The organism is Skermanella pratensis (assembly GCF_008843145.1).
Classification (GTDB): domain Bacteria; phylum Pseudomonadota; class Alphaproteobacteria; order Azospirillales; family Azospirillaceae; genus Skermanella; species Skermanella pratensis.
This window is the reverse complement of sequence record NZ_CP030265.1, coordinates 1,255,919-1,280,126: the sequence shown is the minus strand read 5'-3', so window position 1 is coordinate 1,280,126 and position 24,208 is coordinate 1,255,919. Positions and strand designations below refer to the sequence as shown.

28 protein-coding genes and 1 tRNA gene are annotated in these 24,208 nt (G+C 67.9%); 13 read left to right on the top strand and 16 right to left on the bottom strand.

The annotated features are described in order from the left end of the window. Nucleotides 1–9 precede the first annotated feature (9 nt). Complete coding sequence (locus tag DPR14_RS05855) at nt 10–780, top strand: competence/damage-inducible protein A (protein WP_158044314.1); 771 nt, start codon at nt 10–12, stop codon at nt 778–780. A gap of 82 nt (nt 781–862) precedes the next feature. Then, a complete protein-coding gene (locus DPR14_RS05850) occupies nt 863–1,111 on the top strand; it encodes a hypothetical protein (protein ID WP_158044313.1) in 249 nt (82 codons plus the stop codon). Between the two features lie 17 nt (nt 1,112–1,128). Here the strand turns inward: DPR14_RS05850 and DPR14_RS27195 are convergent, their stop codons facing one another. Continuing rightward, nucleotides 1,129–1,299: a hypothetical protein gene (locus DPR14_RS27195; RefSeq protein WP_192499306.1), complete on the bottom strand. Its 171-nt coding sequence runs from the start codon at nt 1,297–1,299 to the stop codon at nt 1,129–1,131. A gap of 87 nt (nt 1,300–1,386) precedes the next feature. Between DPR14_RS27195 and DPR14_RS05845 the strand changes: the two genes are divergently transcribed. Next, a tRNA-Leu gene (locus DPR14_RS05845) sits at nt 1,387–1,472 on the top strand. Nucleotides 1,473–1,482: 10 nt separating this feature from the next. On the opposite strand, the gene DPR14_RS05840 is transcribed toward DPR14_RS05845, so the two are convergent. Together DPR14_RS05840 and DPR14_RS05835 are read right to left on the bottom strand one after the other, a co-directional pair. Continuing rightward, complete coding sequence (locus DPR14_RS05840; protein ID WP_158044312.1) at nt 1,483–1,848, bottom strand: hypothetical protein; 366 nt, start codon at nt 1,846–1,848, stop codon at nt 1,483–1,485. A 31-nt stretch (nt 1,849–1,879) separates the two neighbouring features. After that, nucleotides 1,880–3,304, bottom strand: coding sequence for a GMC oxidoreductase (locus DPR14_RS05835; protein ID WP_192499305.1), 1,425 nt, complete (start codon nt 3,302–3,304; stop codon nt 1,880–1,882). Between DPR14_RS05835 and DPR14_RS27190 the strand changes: the two genes are divergently transcribed. Further along, nucleotides 3,275–3,439: a hypothetical protein gene (locus DPR14_RS27190; RefSeq protein ID WP_192499304.1), complete on the top strand. Its 165-nt coding sequence runs from the start codon at nt 3,275–3,277 to the stop codon at nt 3,437–3,439. The genes DPR14_RS05835 and DPR14_RS27190 overlap by 30 nt on opposite strands. 1,013 nt (nt 3,440–4,452) lie before the next feature. Next, the gene (locus DPR14_RS05830; protein WP_192499303.1) at nt 4,453–5,448 is read left to right on the top strand and encodes a glycosyltransferase family 2 protein; all 996 of its coding nucleotides are present in this window, start codon (nt 4,453–4,455) and stop codon (nt 5,446–5,448) included. Nucleotides 5,449–5,601: 153 nt separating this feature from the next. Here the strand turns inward: DPR14_RS05830 and DPR14_RS05825 are convergent, their stop codons facing one another. Beyond that, entirely contained in the window at nt 5,602–5,799 is a 198-nt protein-coding gene (locus DPR14_RS05825) for a hypothetical protein (protein WP_158044309.1), read from the bottom strand. A 403-nt stretch (nt 5,800–6,202) separates the two neighbouring features. Next, a complete protein-coding gene (locus DPR14_RS05820; protein ID WP_158044308.1) occupies nt 6,203–6,499 on the bottom strand; it encodes a hypothetical protein in 297 nt (98 codons plus the stop codon). A 373-nt stretch (nt 6,500–6,872) separates the two neighbouring features. Between DPR14_RS05820 and DPR14_RS05815 the strand changes: the two genes are divergently transcribed. The 6 genes from DPR14_RS05815 (at nt 6,873) to DPR14_RS27180 (ending at nt 10,445) form a co-directional block, all read left to right on the top strand. Next, nucleotides 6,873–7,148: an HU family DNA-binding protein gene (locus DPR14_RS05815; RefSeq protein WP_158044307.1), complete on the top strand. Its 276-nt coding sequence runs from the start codon at nt 6,873–6,875 to the stop codon at nt 7,146–7,148. Nucleotides 7,149–7,529: 381 nt separating this feature from the next. Next, entirely contained in the window at nt 7,530–7,811 is a 282-nt protein-coding gene (locus tag DPR14_RS27185; protein ID WP_192499302.1) for a hypothetical protein, read from the top strand. 14 nt (nt 7,812–7,825) lie between these two features. Then, a complete protein-coding gene (locus DPR14_RS05810) occupies nt 7,826–8,263 on the top strand; it encodes a YsnF/AvaK domain-containing protein (RefSeq protein WP_192499301.1) in 438 nt (145 codons plus the stop codon). Next, nucleotides 8,260–9,240 (top strand): YsnF/AvaK domain-containing protein, encoded by a 981-nt coding sequence (locus DPR14_RS05805; RefSeq protein WP_158044305.1) that lies wholly within the window; start codon nt 8,260–8,262, stop codon nt 9,238–9,240. Before DPR14_RS05810 ends, DPR14_RS05805 begins: the two co-directional genes overlap by 4 nt. A 105-nt stretch (nt 9,241–9,345) precedes the next feature. After that, on the top strand, nt 9,346–10,230 hold the full coding sequence (locus tag DPR14_RS05800) for a YihY/virulence factor BrkB family protein (RefSeq protein WP_158044304.1): 885 nt from the start codon (nt 9,346–9,348) through the stop codon (nt 10,228–10,230). Between the two features lie 74 nt (nt 10,231–10,304). Further along, entirely contained in the window at nt 10,305–10,445 is a 141-nt protein-coding gene (locus tag DPR14_RS27180; RefSeq protein WP_192499300.1) for a hypothetical protein, read from the top strand. A gap of 13 nt (nt 10,446–10,458) precedes the next feature. On the opposite strand, the gene DPR14_RS05795 is transcribed toward DPR14_RS27180, so the two are convergent. After that, nucleotides 10,459–12,369, bottom strand: coding sequence for a glycosyltransferase family 61 protein (locus tag DPR14_RS05795; RefSeq protein WP_192499299.1), 1,911 nt, complete (start codon nt 12,367–12,369; stop codon nt 10,459–10,461). A gap of 274 nt (nt 12,370–12,643) precedes the next feature. Between DPR14_RS05795 and DPR14_RS27745 the strand changes: the two genes are divergently transcribed. Beyond that, nucleotides 12,644–15,082, top strand: a complete 2,439-nt coding sequence (locus tag DPR14_RS27745; RefSeq protein WP_211103934.1) for a PAS domain S-box protein — start codon at nt 12,644–12,646, stop codon at nt 15,080–15,082. After that, complete coding sequence (locus DPR14_RS05785) at nt 15,082–15,837, top strand: response regulator (RefSeq protein WP_211103933.1); 756 nt, start codon at nt 15,082–15,084, stop codon at nt 15,835–15,837. The genes DPR14_RS27745 and DPR14_RS05785 overlap by 1 nt, the downstream gene beginning before the upstream one ends. A 218-nt stretch (nt 15,838–16,055) precedes the next feature. On the opposite strand, the gene DPR14_RS29005 is transcribed toward DPR14_RS05785, so the two are convergent. The 10 genes from DPR14_RS29005 to DPR14_RS05735 all read right to left on the bottom strand — a co-directional run bounded on the left by DPR14_RS29005 (nt 16,056) and on the right by DPR14_RS05735 (nt 24,144). Continuing rightward, nucleotides 16,056–16,457, bottom strand: a complete 402-nt coding sequence (locus tag DPR14_RS29005; RefSeq protein WP_425501016.1) for an AtuA-related protein — start codon at nt 16,455–16,457, stop codon at nt 16,056–16,058. Continuing rightward, nucleotides 16,454–16,801 (bottom strand): acyclic terpene utilization AtuA family protein, encoded by a 348-nt coding sequence (locus DPR14_RS28840; protein WP_343038708.1) that lies wholly within the window; start codon nt 16,799–16,801, stop codon nt 16,454–16,456. The genes DPR14_RS29005 and DPR14_RS28840 overlap by 4 nt, the downstream gene beginning before the upstream one ends. Nucleotides 16,802–17,216: 415 nt before the next feature. Then, nucleotides 17,217–17,519: an SCP2 sterol-binding domain-containing protein gene (locus DPR14_RS05770; RefSeq protein ID WP_158044300.1), complete on the bottom strand. Its 303-nt coding sequence runs from the start codon at nt 17,517–17,519 to the stop codon at nt 17,217–17,219. A 47-nt stretch (nt 17,520–17,566) separates the two neighbouring features. Beyond that, a complete protein-coding gene (locus DPR14_RS05765) occupies nt 17,567–18,262 on the bottom strand; it encodes an ATP12 family chaperone protein (protein WP_158044299.1) in 696 nt (231 codons plus the stop codon). A gap of 33 nt (nt 18,263–18,295) precedes the next feature. Continuing rightward, nucleotides 18,296–18,997 carry an HAD-IA family hydrolase gene (locus tag DPR14_RS05760; RefSeq protein WP_158044298.1) on the bottom strand — a complete coding sequence of 234 codons (702 nt, stop codon included), beginning with the start codon at nt 18,995–18,997 and terminating at the stop codon, nt 18,296–18,298. A gap of 89 nt (nt 18,998–19,086) precedes the next feature. Further along, the gene (locus tag DPR14_RS05755; protein WP_158044297.1) at nt 19,087–20,073 is read right to left on the bottom strand and encodes an RluA family pseudouridine synthase; all 987 of its coding nucleotides are present in this window, start codon (nt 20,071–20,073) and stop codon (nt 19,087–19,089) included. Next, a complete protein-coding gene (crcB, locus tag DPR14_RS05750) occupies nt 20,070–20,462 on the bottom strand; it encodes a fluoride efflux transporter CrcB (protein ID WP_158044296.1) in 393 nt (130 codons plus the stop codon). Before crcB ends, DPR14_RS05755 begins: the two co-directional genes overlap by 4 nt. A 72-nt stretch (nt 20,463–20,534) precedes the next feature. Next, the gene (locus DPR14_RS05745) at nt 20,535–21,428 is read right to left on the bottom strand and encodes a hypothetical protein (RefSeq protein ID WP_158044295.1); all 894 of its coding nucleotides are present in this window, start codon (nt 21,426–21,428) and stop codon (nt 20,535–20,537) included. Then, nucleotides 21,425–22,726 carry a replication-associated recombination protein A gene (locus tag DPR14_RS05740; protein ID WP_158044294.1) on the bottom strand — a complete coding sequence of 434 codons (1,302 nt, stop codon included), beginning with the start codon at nt 22,724–22,726 and terminating at the stop codon, nt 21,425–21,427. Before DPR14_RS05740 ends, DPR14_RS05745 begins: the two co-directional genes overlap by 4 nt. After that, complete coding sequence (locus DPR14_RS05735; protein ID WP_158044293.1) at nt 22,723–24,144, bottom strand: DegQ family serine endoprotease; 1,422 nt, start codon at nt 24,142–24,144, stop codon at nt 22,723–22,725. The genes DPR14_RS05740 and DPR14_RS05735 overlap by 4 nt, the downstream gene beginning before the upstream one ends. Nucleotides 24,145–24,208: the final 64 nt, after the last annotated feature.

Here is a 24,208-nt window from a genome sequence, read left to right as displayed (position 1 = left end):
AGCGCGACCATGACCCAGCACACCCGGGAGGCGGAAGTCACCGCCGCCCTGCTCATCATCGGCAACGAGATCCTGTCGGGGCGGACCAAGGATGCCAACCTGCCCTTCCTGGCGGAGAAGCTGAACGGCATCGGCATCCGCCTGCGCGAGGCCAGGGTCGTCCCCGACCTGGAGGCCGAGATCATCGACGCGGTCAACGCGCTGCGTGCCCGCTATACCTATGTCTTCACCACGGGCGGCATCGGGCCGACCCACGACGACATCACGTCGGAATGCGTCGCCAAGGCGTTCGGCGTGGCGCTGGAACGGAACGCCGAGGCGGTCGCGCGGCTTCAGGCCCACTACAAGACCGACCAGATCAACGAGGCGCGCCTGCGCATGGCCAACGTCCCGGCCGGGGGGATCCTGATCGACAACCCGGTCAGCAAGGCTCCCGGCTTCCAGATCGGCAACGTGTTCGTACTGGCCGGCGTGCCGATGATCATGCAGGGCATGGTGGAGAACCTGCTGCCCCGGCTGCGCGGTGGTGCCCGCATGCTGGCCCGGACGGTGAGCTGCGGTCTGCCCGAGGGAACGCTGGCCGAAGGGCTGGAAGCCGTGCAGAAGCGTTTCCCCGAGATCGAGATCGGCAGCTATCCCTATCTCCGGAACAAGGAATACGGTGTCAGCCTGGTGCTGCACGGCACCGACGAGGCCATGCTGGAAGAGGCGACCGGGGCGGTGGCGGCCCTGGTCCGCGATCTGGGCGGCGAGCCGTCGGTCACGGTGGGGTATTCCTGAGGGAGTACGCCTGACGGCTGGTTCCGGCGAATCACGTCAGCGACAGTTTGCCGCAGGGCCTCGGCGACCCACCTACCTCTTCATGAGGACGTTCGAGAAGCGCCTGGTGATGTTCCTGCTGAAGCACCTGACGAGCGGTGCGGCGGGCGGCGGTGTGCTGGCGACCGGCCTGCTGCTGCTCGACATCGCCAGCCTGCGCACCCTGATGGGGCAGAGCGACGGCGGCGTCCTGGCCATCCTGCTGCTGTTCTTCGGACTGATGACGACGTTCGGAACCGTCGCCATGGCCATCGGCGTCATGACGATGAACGGCATGTTCGACCACGATTGACGGAACGGGCTTTCGGGTCAGAACGGCCCGAAGGTCTGGTACACGAACATCAGCCCGACCAGGATCGCGAGCCAGACCGCCACCTTGGGCAGCCATTGGCCGCCGCGGTTCATGCGGAAGGCCGCCGGCCCCACCAGGATGGCGACCAGCAGCAGGGATGTCAGACCAAGCCAATTGATGTTGTCCATGCCCCGCTAGATGGCTTTGCAACCGCCTTCGGCAAGGTGCTTGCGGGGCGTGCGTGGGCGGATTAGGGTGTCTCGCTTCTCCCCCGTGCCCGCTTGGCGGAATTGGTAGACGCAAGGGACTTAAAATCCCTCGACCTTTGGTCGTGCCGGTTCGATCCCGGCAGCGGGCACCAGTCGGGAAAATCAAACCGCGGCAAGGGCATACAGGCGGGCTTCGGTGCGGGACAGCACCCAGCCGTCGAGCTTGACCGTCCGGCCCGCGGCGAAGTCGGCCCGCTGGCGTTCCGCCACGTGGCGGAGCAGGTCGCCGTCCGCAGTCCCGCGATCCACGCCGTCGCCGACGATCAGCGCGACCAGCTTGGCCGGGTCCGCTTCGTCTACCGAAGTTTCCAGGTATGCCAGGCCGATGCGGCGCGCCGCCGCCGGGGAGCGCAGCAGGGCGAGCAGCCGCCGGGCTTCCGGCGGGGCGGCGACGGCGCGGGCCGATCCCGGCGAGGCGCACAGCAGGCCCGCCGCGGCGGCGGTGGCGAGGATTTCGCGTCGGTTCATCGTCGGTCTCCGCTCGGGAAATTCTCCCGGTTCAACTCAGCCGGCTCCGCAGGTGTCCCGCGAGGCGCACGGCCAATGCCACGATGTTCACGGTCACCATGGTGGCACCCGATGTCGGCATCACCGACCCGCCGGCCACGTAAAGATTGTCGATGCCGTGGACCCGGCAGTCGCCGTCGACGACGCCGCGGCGGGGATCGGTGCTCATCCGGGTCGTCCCCATGAAATGGGCCGAGGAGTCGACGCCCTTGGGCCACGGGTCGGATTCGGAGTCGAACTCCACCTGGAGACGCCCGACGCCGAGTGCCCCGAACTGCTCCGCCAGCAGATTCTGGGTCCTGATGATCGTGCGTTTGTCCAGGTCGTTCAGCCGCCAATCCAGGACCAGCTTCCTTTGCCCCAGGGCGTCGAGATCGTCCCCCAGCATGACCCGGCTGTCCCGGTCGGGCGCCTGCTCGCAGAAGAACCGGGTCTGCAGGATCTTGTAGCTGCGGTCGCCGAAACTCCGGGCGTAGAGGGCCTTGACCACCTCGTCCAGATCACCGACCACGATGCCCAGGTCATGCACGAGGTTGGACGGCATGCGGCCATGGACGATCTGCTTGGCGATCCGCCGCATCGCGACAAAGCCGGGGGTCTTTTCGCCCTCGTAGCTCTCCTCGAAGAACACGACGCTGTTCAGGATGCCCTCGCGCTGCTGCGCGGCGCGGCTCGGCTGCAGCGCGTCGATGAAGGGATTCACCTCGCTGAGGAAACGCTGCTCCCACCCGAGGGTCGCGTAATAGCTGGCCGTTCCCTCCGGCAGCGACAGCATGGCCCGCCCGGTGCGCAAGGTGGTGTGCGCCATGAAATAGCGGCCGACCACATCGTGGTCGTTGCCCAGCCCTTGGGGACGCACGCTGTTCGACAGCAGCAGCAGCCGCGCGTTCTCGATGCCCGACGCCAGGATATAGATGCCCGCCCGGAAGCGGCAGGTCTGCCCGTCGATGCCCCGGGTCCTCAGGGCGGTGACCCGGCTGGCCTCCCCGGTCGTCTCGATCTCCACGACATTGGCGTGAAGGTAGACGTCGCACCGGTTTCCTGCCCTGGACAGCGCTGTCCGGTAGACCTCGCCGAAGCGTGTCGGCGGGCTTTTCAGCATGATCTTCTCGCCGATCGGATCGCCCGCCAGGGCGATCCGCCGCTCCCGGAAGGACGCGGACTGCGCCGCCCAGTAGTCGGCCGAGAAATTGGCCGACGGCAGTTCGCAGTATTCGTAGGCCTTGGGATAGCTGGCATCCAGCTCCGATTTCGGGAACGGCCAGCCGCTGTCCGGCACCCAGGCGCGTTCCTCGAAATCCTGCTCGTCGAGCGGCGCGCAGTTGCCGCCCCAGTGACCAGTGGTTCCGCCGAAATAACGCAGACGACTCCACAGCAGGTCGACCCGATGTTCGCCGACGCAGTCGCCGTCGTTCAAGGCTTGGATATCGTCCTCGAAATCCAGTCCGCCACTTTCAAGAAGGCAAACGCGAAAATCATGCCCCAGCAGTTCCATTGCCAAGGTAATTCCGGCAGCACCGGCGCCAACGATACAGACATCGGTTTCGATTGATGTTCCGTCGGGCAAGCCTCGAAGATCTGTGATCATCGTATTACTTACCAATCTTACCGAAATTTGGTTTCCGCAAGAGATGAACTATATAGCTCCCGGCGGGTGCAAAATGTCCATATGCCCTTTTGGATAAGACCTTGGGAGTTTTTCCTAATCGAAATCGCCACTTAACGATTGGAATAATATAGACTGAGTATTGAATGAATATTCCATTATCCTTTGAACATGAGCGACCAAATCGGCGTCGCCTGCATGAAAACGGCCCGACATTGCGGGTGCGGCGGGACAATAGCGTTTGTGATTCGGGACGTCCTCGCGGCGGCGGCGTTCCGCCTGCAACTCCGCCTGAAGTTGCCACGCAATTTATCGATAGATTTCGTTGTCTTTTTTGCAAGGCCGACGCAATGAAGTTTCCGACCAAGGGATCGGTCCAGAGGCACGAGACCTGCGAACCACCCAAACCGCACCTTCCGCAGCAACCGGCACGACAAAACCATTACTCCACAGTGTCGAAGTAAAAATTAGGTTACAGAACTATTTATTGACCGAATTCGATAGTACCGGAATCAGCTTCTCTTTGAAAGACATACTGTTGCAGACGCCTGCCGCTATCTTCTTACCATCGCAAGAGGCACTTTAGCTTCTTCTGGTTAAAATTCGCTCTTTCGAGTGCTCGATCGGCCTAAAACAGCTTAGCATTTGACCCCTGCCGGCGACACGTCGATAGTAAATCATGGATCAATAAGGCGTCTGGTAAAGATCAGACTGATTCGGATCAGGAACGATTTGCCCGGTATCCATGTATTCAGGTAATCGCCCACCCAAGAGTTCTGTCGAAGATCCCCGGAGGTTTTGAATGATAGGGCGAGGTCGATCAAATCTGGCTGCCGACAAAGCTTCGACAATGCTGATCCACGCCCCTGTCCCGTAACCGGTCGTTCACAGCACGATCGATCTCACGCCGCCGTCGTCGGTCACGAAAAACCCATGTGAGCACCATGATCAGCATTGTCATGCCATCTTACAATTCGGCGGCGTTCATCCGTGAAGCCATCGACAGCATCACCGCCCAGACGTTTCCGCATTTCGAACTTCTGGTTTGTGACGACGGCTCCACGGACGATACCATCGGGATCGTCGAGGAACTGGCCGAGAAGGACGAACGGATCAGGCTCATCCGCAACCAGCATGGCGGCGTCAGCAGGAACTGCAATGTCGGCTTGCTGGAGGCCAGGTTCCCGTGGATCGCGCGGCTGGATGCCGACGACATTGCCATGCCGGACCGGCTCGAAACCCAGATCAGGGCGGCCGAACGCCATCCCGAGGTGGTCTGCTGGGGCGGCGCTGCGCGGCTCGTCAGCCGTCAAGGCCGTCGGCTCCGCGGAACCCAGCTCGGTCCGGTCGACGCCGGGGAGTTCGAAGAGATTCGCCGGACCGGCAAGGTGATCTATATCCTCGGCCCGACCGTCATGTTCAGGAGCGACCTCGCCCTGGAACTCGGCGGGTATGATCCGAGGTTCGATGGCGCCGAGGACATCGAGCTGCTGAGCCGGCTGGCCGACCGGGGCCAGGTCCGGACTCTGCCCAAGGTCCTGACCCACTACAGGATCCACGGCCAGAGCGTGACGGCCCACCGGTCCGCCAGGCAGCGCGTCCTGTTCTCCTTCATCGAGGCGAGGAACAAGGCGCGCCTGGACGGCGGCGACCTGGAACTGGACCATTATCTCGCCAACCAGGCGGCGCGCCCCGCCATCGTGCGGCTTCGCGAGACCATCGCCGGATTGGGCAGCCAGTATTACCGCAACACCAGCATCCATTTCGCGGAACGGCGCCTGCTCAGGGCCATGGCCACGGCATCCGTCGCCATGGCGCTTCAACCCGTCACCACGTCGCAGAGATTCGGCGGGCGTGTCACGCGGGGCATCGTCCGCCGGGTGGCCGAGGCGGTCGGCGTCGGCAGGCGCGCGATGGAGATGTCGCCGGAAGCCGGCGACCGGCCGATCCCCTGAAAAGCGGACCGCCCTCCCGGGCCGAACCCCGGGAGGGCGCTAGGTCAGAAGGCCTCGACCATCAGCATGAAAACGAGACACAGCAGGGTGATGCCGGCCGAATAGAGCGACAGGTTCCTGACAAATTCACCGATGTCGGACATTTGCTGCTCCTCAACTCGGAAGGGTTTGCCGGCGCTGGAGCACGTCCCGGGCAGCCCGCTCCGCATGGGCGGGGCTGCGGAAGGACTTGCGGTCGAGGGTCCCGAAGGCCCAGTCGGCGGCGAAGAAGATGAAGCGGTTGGCGTCGGCGACGACGACGCCGGCAGGGTTTCCCTGCACTTCGATGGCGTATGCACGCGCGGGGGTCATGGCATGGCTCCGATGCCTATGCGGGGGCCGGCACTCCTGTGCCGCCTCCGGTCCGATAAGGGGTATGGGCGGGTGTGGTCGCGGTCAGCGACAACACATCGGCATCTTCCCGAAGCCGCGCGCGGACGATCTGGCGGGATGGGCTGGGGACATGATCGGTCTCCTCGAATTCGAGCCACGATCCTGTTCGTGGCGCTTTAGCGTTTGGTGACGCGGCGCAAGCTGAATCCATCAAATGCCCGCGGATCCCGAAGGATCGCCATCATATTTGCGGCCAATCCCCATCAAGTCAATAGGGTATCGAGAATCTTATGTGGATCTTTTATTTCAACATAATTCACCAGTTAAAATCCGGGACAGACGGTTTCATCCGGCTGCCCTGGACGCCGGGGAACAAGGCGCCTCAGCGGCCGGCGCCCGGACTCCCGTCTTCCCGAGTGAGCTTGCCGACGGCTCCATCGACCAGCGCGCTCAGCCGGTCGATCTCGCGCTGCAGTTCGCCGATCCGGGCGCGTACCGCGGCGATGTCGGTCTCGCCGCCCGGCCCCGTCGATGGCGGCATCGGCGTCTCGGGCGGGGAACTGCCCGCCGTTCCCGGCTCCCATGCCGAGATGCCACTGTCGCGGGCTTCCGGCACGGCGGGAGGCACCGCCTCGGTCCTTGGCGGTGCCCCGCTGCCTTTCGAGCCTTCGTCGGCCATGGTCGTTCTCCTGCGCTGGCGCCGTGCAGCCGTGATCATGATGCCGGGCGTGAGCCCGCGGCGGCACCGGATACAACAGATCCCATCCGCGGAGGTGCCGTCCAGCGATTCCATCGGATCCGGTCGCGTCGCCGCGAACCTGAAAATTGCCGCTTGATTTCCGATGCGTTGCATGTGTCCGAAGGGGTTTTACGCGATCCCCACCCCGAAAGAGGGGTCCGGGTGATGCAGCGTTGTGACAACTCCGCCCCAAGAGGCAGGGGCAGCGGGAAAGCGCTGGACAGACGCCATTCTTCATTACCTCTTAGTGTTCGTGGCTTATAGACGCCCGACGTTGTGCAAGATCCGAAACCAGTGATTATCGAGGAGCACCATGAATCGAGCCGAACTCGTGGCCGCCGTGGCCGACCAGACGGGGCAGACGAAAGCGGATGCCGGCAAGGCGGTCGACGCCGCATTCACTGTCATCGCCCAGGCTTTGGCGGCCGGCGACGAGGTCAAGGTTCCGAACTTCGGCAGCTTCAGCGTGGCTGAACGGGCCGCTCGCGAAGGGCGCAATCCCCAGAGCGGCGAGAAGATCACCATCGCTGCGTCGAAGCAGGCGAAGTTTTCGGCGGCCAAGGGCCTCAAGGACGCCCTGAACGGCTGACCGAGCGGAAAGGCCGGCGGATTACCCATTAGCGTTCCAGGACTGGTATCCCGGAGCGCCGGCGTCGGAACGGTGCCGCCCCCTGCATCGTCCTTGATTTTTCCGCCGCCCGGTATCGGGCCCCCTTTGTCAGGGGCGGCTCCGGATATCCGGAACGGCGGACCAGAAAGCCGCAGTGAAGCGCCCCGGAAGCACCCGCTTCCGGGGCGCTCGCTACTTGAGGGGCGGAAGCCTCGCCTCATCCGCCCCGAGCGGGTGCCGTCCGGCACCCCGACCGCTCTTTTGGGATAAACACCTCCCAAATTAGTTCGCGCGATCAATCCCGGTTGTCGCTGTTGTGGTTGCACATCAGGATCGACAATCACGAGAGGTTCGCATCCCATGACGAACACGGACGACACATCGGCACGCGGCGCAAATCCCGACAAAAATCCCGACAAGATAGGCGTCTATTCGACCGGCAGCGACACCGCCACCTCCACCACCTCCGGATCGGCGAGTGCCAGTCCCCTGGGGACCGCGTCGACCGCAGCCGGATCGACCGGCACGGCGGGTGACGCGAACCGCAAGGCCAGCGCGGCGACAGCGGCATCGCCCGCGAAATGGATCATTCCCGCCGTCGTGGTGGTCCTGATCATCCTCGCCCTGCTCTACCTGTTCTGATAGGCCCCCGAGACATGGTGGATCGACCGGACGACCCGACACGGCCGCAAACTGTTCCGGTTGTCGAGGAAGAGTTGAGGATCGGCACGCGCGAGGTCGAAACAGGCCGGGTCCGGGTACGGACCGTAACGCGCGAGCACGAGCAGGCGATAGACCAGGCATTGGCATCCGTCGCCGTCGACGTGGAGCGAATCACGATCGACCGGGAAATCCACGAGACGCCGGAAGTCTATGACGACGGCGAAACGCTTGTGATACCGGTCGTCGAAGAACGCCTAGTCGTCGAAAAGCGGCTGTTCCTGCGCGAGGAGATTCACATCCGTCGCCGCAGGACCGAAAGCCGCCATCAGGAAAACGTAACCCTCCGGTCGCAGGACGTTATCGTCGAGCGCGAGACCGCCGACGGCGATCCGACCGGATCATCCATAGCAAAAGGAAACGCTGAACGATGACCAAGACCGTTGTTGCCCTTTACGACAGTGCCGCCGAAGCCGAGAGCGTCACCCGCGATCTTTCCGCCGCCGGATTCACCGGCACCGAGACCATCGACAGCTCCTCGATGGGCTCCGGCTCCGCCGGGTGGTCCGACGCAAGTGCTGCCGATTCGTCGCTGGGCGCCGGATCGATGGCCGGCGGCGTGCCCGGCATCACCGGCGCCGCCGGGACCGGAACGGCGGCGCCGTCCGGCGGCGCATCGGGCGGCATCCTGAGCCGGCTTCGCAGCGCCGGCGTTCCCGAGGACGACTCCCATGTCTATGCCGAGGGCGTCCGCCGCGGCGGCGCGCTGGTGATCGCCCGCCTGGCCGACGACAATGTCGAGCAAGGCCTGGAGATCATGAGCAACCATGGCGCGGTGGATATCGACGAGCGCGGCTCGCGCTGGCGTTCCGAGGGCTGGAGCCGCTACGACGAGGACGCGGGTCCCTACACCGGCACCGGCCTGACCGAGGCCGCCTCGTCCATGCGGACCACCAACACCACCACCGACACGGTCGCCGGCACCGGGGAAGAGACCGTTATCCCGATCGCCGAGGAGCAGATCGCCGTCGGCAAGCGTCAGGTCCAGGGCGGCGGCGTCCGGGTCCGCAGCTACGTGGTCGAGACGCCGGTCGAGGAGACCGTGCGGCTGCGCGAGGAGTCGGTCCATGTGGAGCGCCGGGCGGTCGACCGCCCGGTCGATGCCGGGGCGGACGCCTTCCGGGAGCGGAGCGTCAACCTGACGGAGACCTCCGAGGAGGCGGTCGTTTCCAAGACCGCCCGTATCACCGAGGAGGTCGTCGTCGGCAAGGACGTGACGGAGCGGACCGAGCATGTCTCGGACACGGTGCGCCGGACCGAGGTGGACGTCGATCGGGCAGCGGATACCGACCGGATCGCGACCGACCGGACCGCGACCGACCGCACGGTCGATCGCGACCGCGACATCTAAAGGCGGAGCCCGGGGGCCTTCGGGTCCCCGGCTGTTCCAGGAATCACCGATCCCCGACGGCGCTCCCGGCGCCGCCGGGGATTTCCTGTGAAAGGGTTGGATCACGTGCCGTTCGGAAAAGCCTGGCAGGTTCTGGTAACCGCCTTCAACGGGTGGCTTGAGGACCGGGCAGCCAGCATGGGCGCGGCGATCGCGTTCTATACCCTGTTCTCGTTGGCTCCGATGCTGCTGCTGATCATCGCGATCGCCGGGCTGGTGTTCGGTCCCGAGGCGGCGCAGGGGGCCCTGATGGGCCAGCTGGAGGGCATGATGGGCCGCGAGGGCGCCGCGGCGCTCCAGGCCATGATCGCCAGCGCCGGGAAGCCGGTCTCCGGGACGATCGCGACCGTGGTCGCCCTGGTCACGCTGATCGTCGGCGCCACCACCGTGTTCGCCGAACTCCAGTCCTCGCTCAACGTCATCTGGAAGGCCGATCCGCCGCCGGGATCCAGCGTCGTCTGGCTGGTCAAGGTGCGCCTGCTGAGCCTGTCGCTGATCGGCGCCATCGGCTTCCTGCTGCTGGTCTCCCTGGTGGTGAGCGCGACGCTGACGGCGCTGAGCGACTATCTCGCCGGCATCATGCCGGGCCTCGACCTCATGATGCAGGCGACGAACCTGGTCATCTCGCTGGCCGTGGTCACGACCCTGTTCGCGATGATCTACAAGATGCTGCCGGACACCCGGATCCCGTGGCGCGACGTCTGGTTCGGTTCCTTCATCACGGCGGTGATGTTCTCGATCGGCAAGCTGCTGATCAGCCTCTACCTGGGGAGCAGCAACATCGCGTCGGCCTACGGCGCTGCCGGTGCTCTGGTGATCGTCCTGATGTGGGTCTACTACTCCGCCCAGATCTTCCTGTTCGGGGCGGAGATCACCTGGGCCTTCTCACTGACGCACGGCAGCCGGGCACGCGGCCACGCGCAGCCGGCAGCCGAAGGCCGGGCGGGCTGACAAGGCGGGCTGACAAGGCGGGCTGACAAGGCGGGCAGGCTTGCGCGGATCGCGGGCGGCGTGCACAAAGGCCCATGCTCTTCAAGATCCTGCTCATCCTGGCCGTCCTGGCGGCGCTCTTCCCCGCCGTCCGCCGGCGCCTGACGCGCGTCGGCTGGACGGTCTTCGGCGCCGCCGTGCTGTTCCTGCTGGTCGCCTCGATAACCCAGGGCTGACCGGCGGGCGGGCCTAGGCTCCCAGCTCGGCGAGGCGCCGGTCCAGCTCGGCCGTATCGATCCTGAAATTCCAGTTGTACTCGCGTGCCGGGTGAAGCGCCTGGGTGAGGGGGCCGCCGATCGCCGCGTGCCCCTGGCCCATCAACCGCGTCAGTTGGCGGTAGAACTCCGGCAGATGGCCGGCGGGGTGGAGTTCGATCAGCAGCGCGCCCGGCGGCGCGAAGAGCATGTTGGTGAAGCCGGCGCCGTGGACGCCCATCACGATCTCCGCCCCCGCGAAAAGCGATACCTGCTCGTCGAAGGCCAGTTCCTCCAGCCGCACGGTGACGAAGCCGCGGTCCGCCGCGATCCGGCTTACAACCCCCTCGTTGTCGCACCGCCGGAACAGCGATCCCTCGCGTGAGACCAGGATGCGCGCGGGCTGCCGGGGGTGGACGGCGATCCCCTCCATCAGCCGGTCCCGCACCCATACCGCCGCCTCCCGCTCCACCGACGCCACCATCCAGTCCATCTGGCCGTCGGCGCGCCGGGGCCGCGACACCAGGCCCGGAACGGTCAGCCGGGCGAATCGCGTCAAGGCCGGCGCGTCGGGCACCATCAGGCGGGAGGGCGGAACACCTATCAGTTCCAGCGTCCGCATCTGGAAGCCGCTCGGTGCGGAATTGACCAGCAGCCGTCCGTCCAGCCCTTCGACCGCCGCCAGCCGCGGCAGAGTGTCGAGCATCCAGTGATAGTAGTTGGCGGTGCCGCCGAGAAAGACCGCCGGTTCATCGATCCGGCGCCGGTCCAGGTCGTCGCGCACCAGCACGGCGCCGATCCCGTCGGCGGCGGCGACGAAGTTGCTCCCGCCGAGCGGCGGCGTGAACACGAGATCGAGCGCCAGGCGGTCGTCATCGACCAGATGCCACTGGTCGATGCAAAGGTCCACCCCGGACAGTTCCACCGGACCACCGTCCGGAGGCTTCAGGGCATCCAGGGGAAACAGCCGGCGGATCGCCTCGCCCGCCGCCGGCGTGCGCGACGCCAGCCGCGCCCGCGCTTCCGCCCCGCCATGACCGGCGGCGGCCAAGCGCCGCCAGCGCTCCTCGGCTTCCCCGACCCGTCCTCCTTCGTCCAGGGCGGCCGCCAGGTTGGACAGGACGCTCGGATCGGCCGGAGCCAGAGCCTCGGCCTTCAGCAGCGCCTCGACCGCGGCCGATGGCCGCCGCTGCCGCGCGGCCACGGTGCCGAGGACCGTCCAGGCATGGACCTGCTCGGCGCCGCGGTCGAGCAGTCCGCCCGCGACAGCCCGGGCTTCGTCGAAGAATCCGCGTGTCGCAAGGACCCCGGCCAGCGCCGCTTCCGACGAATCGCGCCGGGCCGGCATGCCTTGCCGGCGCTCCAGCGAGCGGCGCAGCAGCATCTCGGCGCGCTCCAGGCTGCCAAGCCGGGCGCAGGCGACGCCCAGGTTGTGCAGCACGTCCGGATCGTCCGGTGCCGTCCGGATCGCCTGGTCGAGCAGGCGCGCGGCGGCCGGTTCGTCGCCCTCGTCCAGAAGGTCGGCGGCGAGTTCGTTCAACAGCGCGGGATCGCCGGGGTGCCGGCGCGCCAACTCCGTCCGCCACCGCGACGCCTCCGCCCGGTCGCCGGCCCGGCACAGCGCGCGGCTGAGCAGTAGGGCGGCCCTGCCGTTGCCGGGTTCGAGCCGGAGCACCGCGGCGAAAGCTTCCGCCGCGGACCGCGGATCATCGCCCGTCCGGATCAGGCAAAGGCCATGGAGATAGGCCATGGCGGTGTCGTCCGGCGCCAGCGCCCGGCCGCGCCGCAGGATCGCGTCGGCGGCCGCCGCGTTCCCGGCCAGCAGATGCTCGCGGGCCTGGTCGAACAGGGTGGACGGTTCCCGGCCGTCCGGATCCTGGGATTGGTGGGCTGGCGTGCCGTTCATGGTCGGGTTGATCCGGTCGATTGAGCCCGGACGGGCTGGGCACAAGCATATCGTGCATGGCGCCGCGAAGCCACGGCAATGGTTCGAAGCGCGATGTTCTCCCGCCCGACCTCGACGGGCTGCGACCGATTTGAAGCCGCCGCACGTCCAGATTGACGAAGCGCAACCCTCCTCTATACATGGTGCAGTCCGGCCCGGCGGCCTGGGGGTTTCGTACCGGATCCCGGGAACGTGCCGCTCCTCTTCGTTCGAACCGGGAAAGAACAGACGCACGATGCTCGCGACCTGTGCCGAGAACGAACTGTCGGGGATCATCGAAACCGTCGGCGCCCCGGCCTTCGTCGTGGATGTGCCGGAAGACGGCCGGCTCCGTCCCCTCTGCATGAACCGGCGGTTCCGGACGATCTCGGGATTCTCCGACGCGGCGTTCCGGGACTTCGTGGAGCGGGACTCGGGCGCACGACTCCACGGCTGCCTCGACGCGGCCGGCCCCGTCGATTTCGACCACCAGTTCGTCCTGGACGGCGGCGCGCGCTGGGTGAGGATCGGGGTGGTCCCCTTGCTGGATTCCGCGGGAAGGGCCGCCCGCCTGATGGGAACCGCGACCGACGTCACCGCCCGGCGGACCGCCGGGCAGGAGCTGGCGCGGATGGCGGAGCTTTACCGCGGCGTGCTCGACGAGCAGCAGGACCTGATCTCGCGCTTCCTGCCGGACACCACGCTGACCTATCTCAACGACGCCTATGCCCGGATGCTGGGCGGAACTCCGGACTCGCTGGTCGGCCGCCGCTTCGTCGATACCCTGCCCGCCTCGGACCGCGAGCGGGTCGTCGCGCTGTTCGGCAGCCGCACCGCGCTCGGGGATGGCGGCCCGCGCGTCATGGTCAACGAGAACGCCGTGGTCACGGCGTCGGGCGAGCAGCGCTGGATCCGCTGGCGCAACGTGGCCCTCGTGGACCGGGCCGGCCGGATCGAGGGGTATCAGAGCGTCGGCACCGACGTCACGGACCGCAAGCTTGCCCAGGAAGGAATGCGCACGGCCCGGCAGAGCCTGCAGGACGTGATCGACAGCATATCCGAAGGGTTCGCCCTCTATGATGCCGACGACCGGCTGGTGCTGTACAACGACAACTTCGTCGCGGCCACGCCCCAGCTCGCCGCCTTCGACTCCCCCGCCGGAGTCACCTTCGAGGAGATCCTGAGGGCCGGAATCTCCCGCCGCGAGATCCCGGACGCGGGTGCCGACGCCGACCGCGAAGCCTGGGTGGCGGAACGGGTCGCCGCGCACCGCTTCCCACCCGAGACGCCGCCCGAGACGCCGACCGAGCAGCGCCTGCCCGACGGCCGGCATTTCCGGGTTTCGGAAAGGCGCACCCGCGACGGCGGCATCGTCTGCATCCTGACCGACATCACCCGGCTTCGCGAGCAGGAGGTCAAGCTCCGGGAGAGCGAGCGGCGGCTTCGCCTGCTGGCCGACAGCGCCACGGACATCATCTGCCTGCACGCCCCCGACACGACGATCCTCTATGCATCGCCGTCCTGCGAGGCGCAGCTCGGCCGCGCCCCGGAAGAGATGGTGGGCCGCCGCCTGGGCGAATTCGTCCATGCCGAGGACCTGCCGCTGGTCGAGCGCAAGCATGCCGGGATGATGGCCGGCCTGCCCGGGTCGGCGGTGTTCCGCCTGCGGCACCGCGACGGGCGCTGGCTGTGGTTCGAGAGCGTGGCCGGCAGGCTGGAGGGAACGCCGGAGCGCGACGGCGGCCTCCTGATCGCCATGCGGGAGATCTCCGAACGCGTCCGCTACGAGCAGGAGCTGCGCGAGGCGAGCGACCGGCTGGCCGCCCAGGCGGTGGAGCTCCGCAAGCTTGCGATCGACCTGGACGCGGCACGCCGGGTGGCGGAGCAGGCGAGCGACGCGAAGTCGCAGTTCCTGGCCATGATGAGCCACGAGCTGCGCACCCCCATGACCGGCGTGATGGGCATGGTGGATCTTCTCATGGGCACGGCGCTGTCGGGAGAGCAGCGCGGCTATGTGCAGACGCTCGGCGCCTCGGCCGGGATCCTGCTGACCATCCTCAACGATGTCCTGGACTTCTCGAAGATCGAGGCCGGCCAGCTCCGGATGGAGACCATTCCCTTCGACCTGCGCCGGACGGTCGCCGACGTGATCCACCTGTTCGCCGGCCGGGCGGCCGGGAAGCGCGTGAGGCTGACCGCCGACATCCCGGTCGGCGCCCCGTCCGTCGTGCGCGGCGATCCCACCCGCCTGCGGCAGGTGCTGTTCAACCTGGTGGGCAACGCGATCAAGTTCACCGAGACGGGCTCCATCCGGGTCCGGCTCGCCGACTTCCGGGACGAGGAAGGCGACCGGGTTCTGCTGCGGTTCGAGGTGACCGACTCCGGAGTGGGCATGACCGAGGAGCAGCGCTCCCGGCTGTTCGAGGCGTTCGTCCAGGCCGATGCCACGACCACCCGCCGGTTCGGCGGCACCGGCCTGGGGCTGGCCATCTGCAAGCGGCTGGTCGAGGGGCGATGGACGGCGAGATCGGCGCCCGCAGCACCCTCGGCCAGGGGTCCCTCTTCGATTTCACGGTGCGGCTGGGACGAAGCCGCGCCGAGCTTCCCCCGCCCGGTCCGGAGCCCGCGATCCCCGCGGCGACCGGGCGCAGTGCCCGGGTCCTGCTGGCCGAGGACAACGAGGTCAACCGCCTGATGGTGGTCAGGATGCTGGAACGGCTGGGCCACCGGGTCGATGCGGTCGAGGACGGCCGGGCGGCGGTCGAAGCGGCGCGGTGCGGCGGCTATGACCTGATCCTGATGGACATGCAGATGCCGGTGCTCGACGGCGCCTCCGCGACACGCGAGATCCGCGCCCTGCCCGGACCGGCCGGCCGCGTTCCGATCGCGGCGCTGACCGCCGACGTGGTCTCCGGCAACCGCGAGCGTTACCTGGAAGCCGGGCTGGACGGCTATTTCACCAAGCCGATCGACTGGAACGCGCTGGCCTCCGCCATCGCGGCCCTGACCTGCGGTACCGAAACGGCGGACGAAGCCGGGCGGAGCGCGCCATCCGCGGACGGTTCCGGCGCAGGCGCCCCCGCCCCGGAACCCGGGACGGACCTGCTGGTCGAGTTGCCGTTGATCGATGGCGGCCGGCTCGACGAGTTGCGCGCGGCCGTCGGAGACAGCTACGCGATGATGGTGGAGATGTTCCCCGCATCGGCGCGGGAGGAGTTGGCAGCCCTGCGCGCTGCCCTGGACTCCGGTGATGCCGGATCGTCCCGGCGCGCCGCCCACAGCCTGAAGGGAGTGGCCGCCAGCTTCGGCGCGACCCGGGTGCAGGCGATCGCCCACCTGCTGGAGGATACCGGCCACCCTCCCGAAGAGGCGGCCCGCCTGCTGGCCCGCCTCGAATCGGCGCTGGAGGACACCCTGGAAGCTCTCGCCACGGCGGAGACGCCGGCCTGAGCGCCTACAGCGCCCCCAGCCGGCGGCGCAGGATCTTGCTGCCTTCGTGGGGCACATATTGCCGCCGATCGGCCAGGGCCACCAGCGACAGCGTCTTCCTGTCGTCGGGTTGCTCAGCCGGACCAACCGCGCATGGGCGATGGAGCCCGGCGGCCGGTCTATGCTGACGACCTGCCATACGTCGGGGTACGAGGCGCCCGCCTTTACGAAGCACTGTCCTACCGCAACCGCCCCAACTCCAATCGGCATGACCAACCCCCCGATGCGCCCGTCCCGGACCAGTCCGGTCCCGGCCGATCATTCCGCATCCGGATTACATTAAGGTTAATTGCAAGAAACCATAGAGCGAGATCATTCGCCGGCATCAATCGCCGGGGAGGTCGCGACCCCACTGCGGAGCGCCTGACGGCAGACGAACTGAAGCGCCGCGACGTTGGGCATCTGAATCGAACCGCCTCGGCCCTGACCGTGCGCGACAGGTGCCGCCGGACCGCTTCGGCGGTGACCTCCCGGCACAGCAGCGGGTAATGCCGCTCGTCCAGGGAGAACAGCGACCGGATGGACGTGTCGTCCTTGTCGCCGGCACGGCAGTGGGCGATCTCGTGCAGCCGGATCTTCATCGGGCGCTCTCTATGACGGTGACTTCAGGACGGCCCCGGGACCGGCCGACTAGGTTGGACACGATGCCGACGGTCTCCCGGACCTGGCCGCGGGCACCGCCGCCGCCGGCCGGGCCGTTGGTCAGCATCGCCTCGACCTCGCGGCCGGAATCGGCGAAGTAGCCGCCGGTGATCCGCCCGGCGCATTCCAGAAGATGGCCGATCACCGTGCCCTGGCCGATCCGGTCCCAGCCGTCGAGCTTCCAGCCGAACCCCGCCTGCGCCGCTCCATCACGCTGGTGCTGAAGACCGGCCGCTCGCTGCCGCCGGCCGCGGAAGCATTCCGGGACCTCCTGGCGGAGCACCGGGGCGGCAGCCGGGATCCCGGTGCATAACGCCGAGCGCCCTGATCGAGATCATCATCGAGGAGCGGCAGAGGCCCACGCCGATGCTTGGAGAGCCTCTGGCGCGACAGATTGGACTAGTGGCTAGGCACAATGGTTTTGATTGATCTATCGTAGGTCGGCCTCGGCCGAAGGCCGACGCCGACAGCGTGGCCGGAGCGTTGACGCAGGGTGTCGGCGTTCGCCCTGACGGGCGAAGGCCGACCTACGCCACTCCGCTCCGCCGAACGTCATCAAAACCACTGTGCCGAGCCACTAGTACACTGATGCATACAAGAGATGCACCGCGAACGGCAAAAATGCAGTCTACACAAGAGCTTGCATGTCGCTCTCTAAATCTTTTGCATGCATCAGATCAAAGGAGCGGAACTTTAGGTCACTCCTCCAGCAGCGACGCCAGCTTGAGCGCCGAGCCCATGGAGCCCTGGACCTTCAGCTTGCCGGTCGCGAAGGCCAGCGTCGGGTTCAGGTCGCCGTCCAGCATCCTGTCGAAATTCTCCAGCGTCATGCGTATGGTGCAGACCGCATCGCCGTCTTCCCGGTGCAGGGTCGCCGGGGTCGTGGTCGCGTCCAGCCGCAGCAGGCCGTCCTTGCCGAAGTCGAATCGGGCCGCGCCGTTGAAGGCGCGGAACTGCGTCAGACGCTTGCGCATCTTGGCTTCAATCTGGTCGAGGGTCATGGCAGCCGTGGTGTGATCCGAAGGTAACCGGTTCCCATTGATACCATTCAAACCTTAACCAGATCCAGAAACCGGCGCGTCGCCAGGATATCCGCCCTCAGGGCCGCGCGGCGGGCCATGGCCTCCGCATCCTCGCCCCACTGCTCGATCTGGAAGGTTTCGTCCAGCTGGGCTGCGGCATAGGCTTCCTCGGCGGAGATCCTGCCCTCCATCAGGGCCAGCGCCAGCACCAGGGAGCCCAGCGCCGAGGTCGCGTTCTGAAGGCCGGCCAGGGCCATGTCGTCCAGGTCCTCCACCGCGCGGGCCAGCAGCGTGCAGGCCTCGGCCGGCTGGGGCTTGGGCATGATGCCGGTATGGACTTCCAGCTGGGCGCTGTAGCGGACGGCGGCCCAGTCGAGCAGCGGCTGCCAGATGCGTTCCTGCCGCTCCGCCAGTTCGGCCGGATGGTCGGCCCTGTAGCACAGCAGGTCGGTTTCCGCATAGGCGGCGACCGCCCGGACGATCTCGGCCCGCTGGGCGGGGATGCGGTCGATCGCAGTGCTGGCGAGCTGCGTCACCGGCATCTCGGCCGGCTTGATGTTTTCCCGCTGGGCGTCCCACTCGTCGGCGATGGCGCGCATCAAGTCGGGCTTGGGCAGCGCCAGGGGCGCCTTGGCCGGGGTGCGAAGCGGCCGGCCATCGAGCCGGACCTCATGTCCGGCGTCGGTCTGCGCCACCGTGACTTCCTTGTAGAACCTCTTCATCTCTCACTTCATCCATTGCGCCTGATCGGCGTTCTAGCGGTCGAGCAGCGACAGGACGGCGGCGGGCACCTGGTCGGCCGTTTGGCAGACCCGCTGCGCCCCTGCTCCCGTCAGTTCCGCCACCTCGTGATAGCCCCAGGCGACACCGACCGCGCCGGCGCGGGCGCTGCCGGCCATCAACATGTCGTAGGTGGTGTCGCCGATGACAACGGTGTCGGCGGCTTCCACCCCGGTTTCCGCCAGCGCGCGGAACACCATGTCCGGATGGGGCTTGCCGGGACCGGTGTCGGACGTCTGGAGAGTCGTGAAACGATCCAGCAGCCCGTGCTGGTCCAGCGTGGCGACCAGCCCCCGGCGCGACTTGCCGGTCGCGACGCCCAGCAGCAGGCCGGCATTCTCCAGCGCGTCGAGCGCGTCGCGGATGCCCGGGAACAGCGGTTCCTCGTGGGCGCCCCGGTTTCGCGCATCGGCGAAGGCCAGCTTGTAGCGGTCGGCCAGGGCCACGTGAAGCCTCGGCTGGCCGTCCGGCAGCAGGATGGATATCGCTTGGACCAGCGGCAGGCCGACGACGCGGCGCACGGCGGCGGCGTCCGGCAGCGGCAGCCCCAGCGCCACGAACGCCGCGTTCATGGCGGCGACGATCGCGAACTGACTGTCCACCAGGGTCCCGTCGCAGTCGAACAGGGCGAGGCGCAGCGGCCTGGAGGCAGACCGGGGTTTGTCGCTGAAGGGCATGATCGACGGGTTTTTCCTTGTATTGTCGGGACCCTGTATTTTTCCGACCCAATAGCACGAAAACGCGGCGGCGCTAAGCCCGCCCGGCGTCAATCGAGCGCGGCGAAGGGATCCCCGTCGTTCTCCTTGTCGAAGCTGAAGTAATCCCAGGTCCTGACCATATGCTCGGGCAGCGGCGCCGTCACGTCGATCCGGCCGCCGCGCGGATGGGGCAGGATCAGGCGGCGGGCGTGCAGGTGCAGCTTGCCGGAAACGCCGGCGCCGGCCAGGAAGGCGTCGGGGCCGCCGTATTTGCCGTCGCCCAGGATCGGCGTGCCGATCGCCTCCATGTGGACGCGCAACTGGTGGGTGCGGCCGGTCAGCGGCCACAGCGCCACCCAGGCGACCTTCTTGTTGGCATGCTCGATCACCTGGTAGAGGCTGACGGCGCGCCTGCCCTCCTCGTCGTCGATCGCGACCCGCTCGCCCCGGCCGGTCGGCTCCTTGGCCAGGGGAGCGTCCACCTTGCCCTGGAACGGCCGGGGGACGCCGACCGTCACCGCCCAATAGTACTTGCGGGCGTCCTTGCCGCGGAACGCCGCCGCCAGCCTGGTCGCGGCGAAGACGTTGCGGGCCAGGACCAGCACGCCCGACGTGTCCTTGTCCAGCCGGTGGACCAGCTTGGGCCGCTCGTCCGCGTCGAACCGCAGGGCGTCCAGCATGGCATCGAGATGCCGGGGTGTCGCCGTCCCGCCCTGGACCGCCAGGCCGGGCGGCTTGTCGATCACCAGCACGTCGGCGTCGCGGTAGAGCACCCGCCCCTGGATTTCCGCCGCGTCCTTGCGGCTGACCTTGAGCTTGGCCGTCCCCGGCGGCGGCTCGGCCGGGAGATCGCCGAGCGGCGGGATACGGACGGTCTGGCCCGCCTCCAGCCGGACGTTGGCCTTGGCCCGCTTGCCGTCCACCCGGACCTGTCCGGTCCGCAGCAGCTTCTCCAGGTGGCCATGGTTGACCTGCGGGAAATGCCGCTTGAACCAGCGGTCCAGCCGGATCTCCGACTCCTCGCCGGCGATTATGCGTGTTTCGACCTCGCTCAACCGACCATGCCCCTGATCAAGAACAGGCCGGCGAACAATCCGCCGACCGAAAACAGTACCGAGACCACCATATAGGCGGCCGACGCCGCCAATTCGCCCCGCTGCATCAGGATGGCGGCATCGAGCGAGAAGGTGGAGAATGTGGTGAATCCGCCGAGCACCCCGACGGTGAGCAGCGCCTTCAGTTCCGGCGACGGGTTCCAGGCCAGCGCCGAAAGCTCCACCAGCACGCCCATGACGAACGAGCCGGCCACGTTGACCACCAGGGTGCCGTACGGGAACGCGGTGCCCAGCCAATGGCCGATCGCGGACATCACCACGAATCGGGCGGCCGACCCGGCGGCGCCGCCGGCGGCGACCGCGAGCAGAAGGGTTGGAGAGAACGTCATGCGGTCGGTTTTCCTCGATGAAGCGCGCAGCCTAGCCGGGCGGGACGCCTGCGGCAAGGCATGGCGGCCTGGTCAGCGCCGCATGCCGACTCCGAAGATCCAGCCTTCCTGGCGGCGGGCGCGCCCGGTCAGCGCGGCAGGGTTCCAGACTCCGGGCAGGCCGGACAGCGCGCGGAGGCCCGCGGCGGAGACCAGGGCGTCGGTCTCGTGGTCGCTAGGCTCCCGCCGGTCCCCCTGCACCGGACCTTCCTCCACCGGATCGCTGTCCAGCAGGGCCAGGCAGCGGTTGAGGTCGGCCCAGCTTCGCACCTTGCGCAGGCCCCAGCCGGTGCGCATCAGGAACAGCCGCGGATAGATCTCCACCAGCGTGCCGCCGTCCCCGGGTTCCTGGAACGGCCACACCGCCACGTCGCCCCGCTTGGCGCGAAGGGCGCGCAGCAGGCGCATGCCGGCCAGCGCTCCCTTGCCCACCTGCTTGGCGCCGATCAGCTTGTACGGGCTTTCCGGCGAGCCGTAGCCGTCGGCCCGGCAGGCATCCTCCGTCGCCCGCCGCCCCGGAACGAACCCCTCGGCCCGCGGTCCCGCTGTCCAGTAACCGGCGGCATAGGCCGGGTCGCGGGGGAACGCCCCGCCGAACAGGTCGGCATCGGCGTGGCAGACCCGCTCGACCAGGTCCCACAGGGCGAACACGTCGCCGGCACCGTCCGGGAAATACGCCGCCGCCGTGTCGAACGGCAGGGAGAAGGCGCAGTCGATCCCGATCAGCAGCCGGCCGCCCCGCCCGATCCTGCCGTCGAGCCAGTCCAGCACATGGGTGCGCGTCCAGGCGCGCCCGCCGCCGGGAGGATCGACCAGGGCCGGAGCGGTGGTGCCGGCGGCGCACTCGGCCACAGCGATGCCCTGGTACCGCTTGCCCGCGGCGCCGGACCAGTCGATGCCGACGAAGCCGTCGAAGGAGCCGGTCATTCCGGGTCCGGATCGGCGGCCCTCTGGGCCCGCAGCTTGCTCCAGTAATCCAGGCGCTTGCGGATCTCGCGCTCGAAGCCCCGCTCGGGTGGACGATAGAACTGCTGCCGGGGCATGCCCTCGGGGAAATAGTTCTGGCCGCTGAAACCTTCCGGCGTGTCGTGGTCGTACTCGTAGCCCTTGCCGTAGCCGAGACCCTTCATCAGCCTGGTCGGCGCGTTCAGGATATGCATGGGCGGCATCAGCGAGCCGGTCTCCCGCGCCGACCGTATCGCCGCCTTGGAGGCGGTATAGGCGGCGTTGGATTTGGGAGCGGTCGCCATGTAGATCACGCACTGGGTCAGTGCCAGCTCGCCCTCGGGGCTGCCCAGACGCTCATAGGTCTCCCAAGCGGCCAGAGCCTGCGGAAGCGCCTGGGGATCGGCCAGACCGATATCCTCGACCGCCATCCGCACCAGCCGCCGCGCGATGAACCGAGGGTCCTCCCCGCCGGCCAGCATCCGCGCCAGCCAGTAGAGCGCCGCGTCGGTGTCGGACCCGCGCACCGACTTGTGCAGCGCGCTGATCAGGTTGTAGTGGCCCTCCTGGGACTTGTCATAGAGGGGTGCGCGCCGCTGGATGGTGCCGGCGAGCGCGGTCGTGTCCAGCGGCCGGTCGGGGGCCAGGGCGAACAGCTCCTCGCACAGGTTGAGCAGGAAGCGGCCGTCGCCGTCGGCCATCGCCTTGATCGACTGCCGCGCGTCCGCGTCGAGCGGCAGCGTCTTGCCGGATTCGGCCTCGGCGCGGGTCAGGAGCAGTTCCAGCGCGGCGTCGTCGAGCCTGTTGAGCACGAAGACCTGGGCGCGCGACAGCAGCGCGGCGTTCAGCTCGAACGACGGGTTCTCGGTCGTGGCGCCGACCAGCGTGACGGTGCCGTCCTCCACATAGGGCAGGAAGCCGTCCTGCTGGCTCCGGTTGAACCGGTGGATCTCATCGATGAACAGCAGGGTCCCGCGACCGGCGACCCGCCGCTGCTTCGCCGCCTCGAACACCTTGCGGAGGTCCGCGACGCCGGAGAAGACGGCGGACAGCGGCTCGAAATGGAATTCGGTCTGGTCGGCCAGCAATCGCGCGATCGTCGTCTTGCCGCAGCCGGGCGGCCCCCACAGGATCATGGAAGCAAGGCGATGGCTCGTCACCATGCGCCCGATCGGCCCGGCGGGCTTGAGCAGGTGGTCCTGCCCGACGACCTCCCCCAGGGTCCTGGGACGCAGGCGATCCGCCAGGGGGCGCGGCGCCGATGCCGAGAACAGCGTCATCCCGCCACCACGGAGGTCAGCACCTGGTCGCCACGGCGCACGGTGACCCGCCAGCTCTGCTGGGGCCTGGACACCAGCTTGCCGAGCTGCGCCACGCCGGAGACCTCGCGATCGTCGATCCGGAGCACCACGTCGCCCGGCTGGACGCCCACCCGGGCGGCCGGGCTGTTGCGAGCCACCTCGAGGATGACGACGCCTTCGGCAGGGCCGGAAAAGCCGATCTCCTCGGCCAGCGCCGGCGACAGGTTGGCGACCGTGGCCCCGGCCAGCGGCTGCCGTCCGTTGAGCGGCGTCGTGTCGCGCGGGGGATCCTCCGGCGGCGCCGTCACGTTGAAGGCGACCTGCCGGACGGAGCCGCCGCGCGTTACCGTCAGCGCCGCCTGCCCGCCCACCGGCATGGTGGCGACGCGGAACTTCAGCGCCTCGGGATCGTCGACGGCCCGCCCGTTGATCGCCGTGATCACGTCGCCGACTCGAAGGCCGGCCTTGGCCGCGGCGCTCTTCGGATCGACCGCGTTCACCAGCACGCCGGCGGGACGGTCGAGGCCGAGCGAGTTGGCGATGTCGGCGGTCACCGGCTGGCCGTCCACGCCCAGCCAGGGGCGCACCAGCTTGCCGCCGTCCGCGACGGCCTCGACGACGGTGCGCACCATGTTGGACGGGATGGCGAAGCCGATGCCGAGCGAGCCACCGCTTCGCGAATATATGGCCGAATTGATGCCGACCAGCCTTCCGTCCATGGACACCAGGGCGCCGCCCGAGTTGCCGGGATTGATCGCCGCGTCGGTCTGGATGAAGAAATTGAAGTCGCTGACGCCCACCGCGGTGCGTGCCAGCGCGGACACGATGCCGCTGGTCACGGTCTGGCCGACCCCGAAGGGGTTCCCGATGGCGAGCACCAGGTCGCCCACCTCGAGATCGTCGCTGTCGTGCAGCGCCAGGAAAGGCAGACGCTCGCCGCGCGGCGGCGTGATGCGCAGGACGGCGAGGTCGGTCTTGGGATCGGTCGAGACGATCCGCGCCTCGAACTCCCGCCGATCGGCCAGCACCACCGTGATCTGGTCGCTGTCCTTGACCACGTGGTCGTTGGTCACCACCAGCCCGTCGCCGCCCACGATGACGCCCGACCCGAGCGACCGCTCGACCCGCTCGCGCGGCATCCCGAACGGTGCGGACTGACCGAAGAAACGCTGGAAGAACGGATCGTCGAACAGCGGCGACATGCGCTGCTGGACCACGCGCCGGGTATAGATATTGACGACGGCGGGCGCGGTCTGCTTGACCAGCGGCGCGAACGACAGCGTGATCTGCTGGCGCGTGTCTGGAACGGCACGCTGCTGGGCGAAGGCGGGATCGACGAACCCCAGGCCGGCGACCAGCAGCAGGACGAGGCGGAGGGACGGAAGCTGCGGCATCATGCACCGGAATCTGGGTATTCGCGTCGGGGAGAAGAAGAGGCGCCGGAGACCGGAAAGCCGAGCG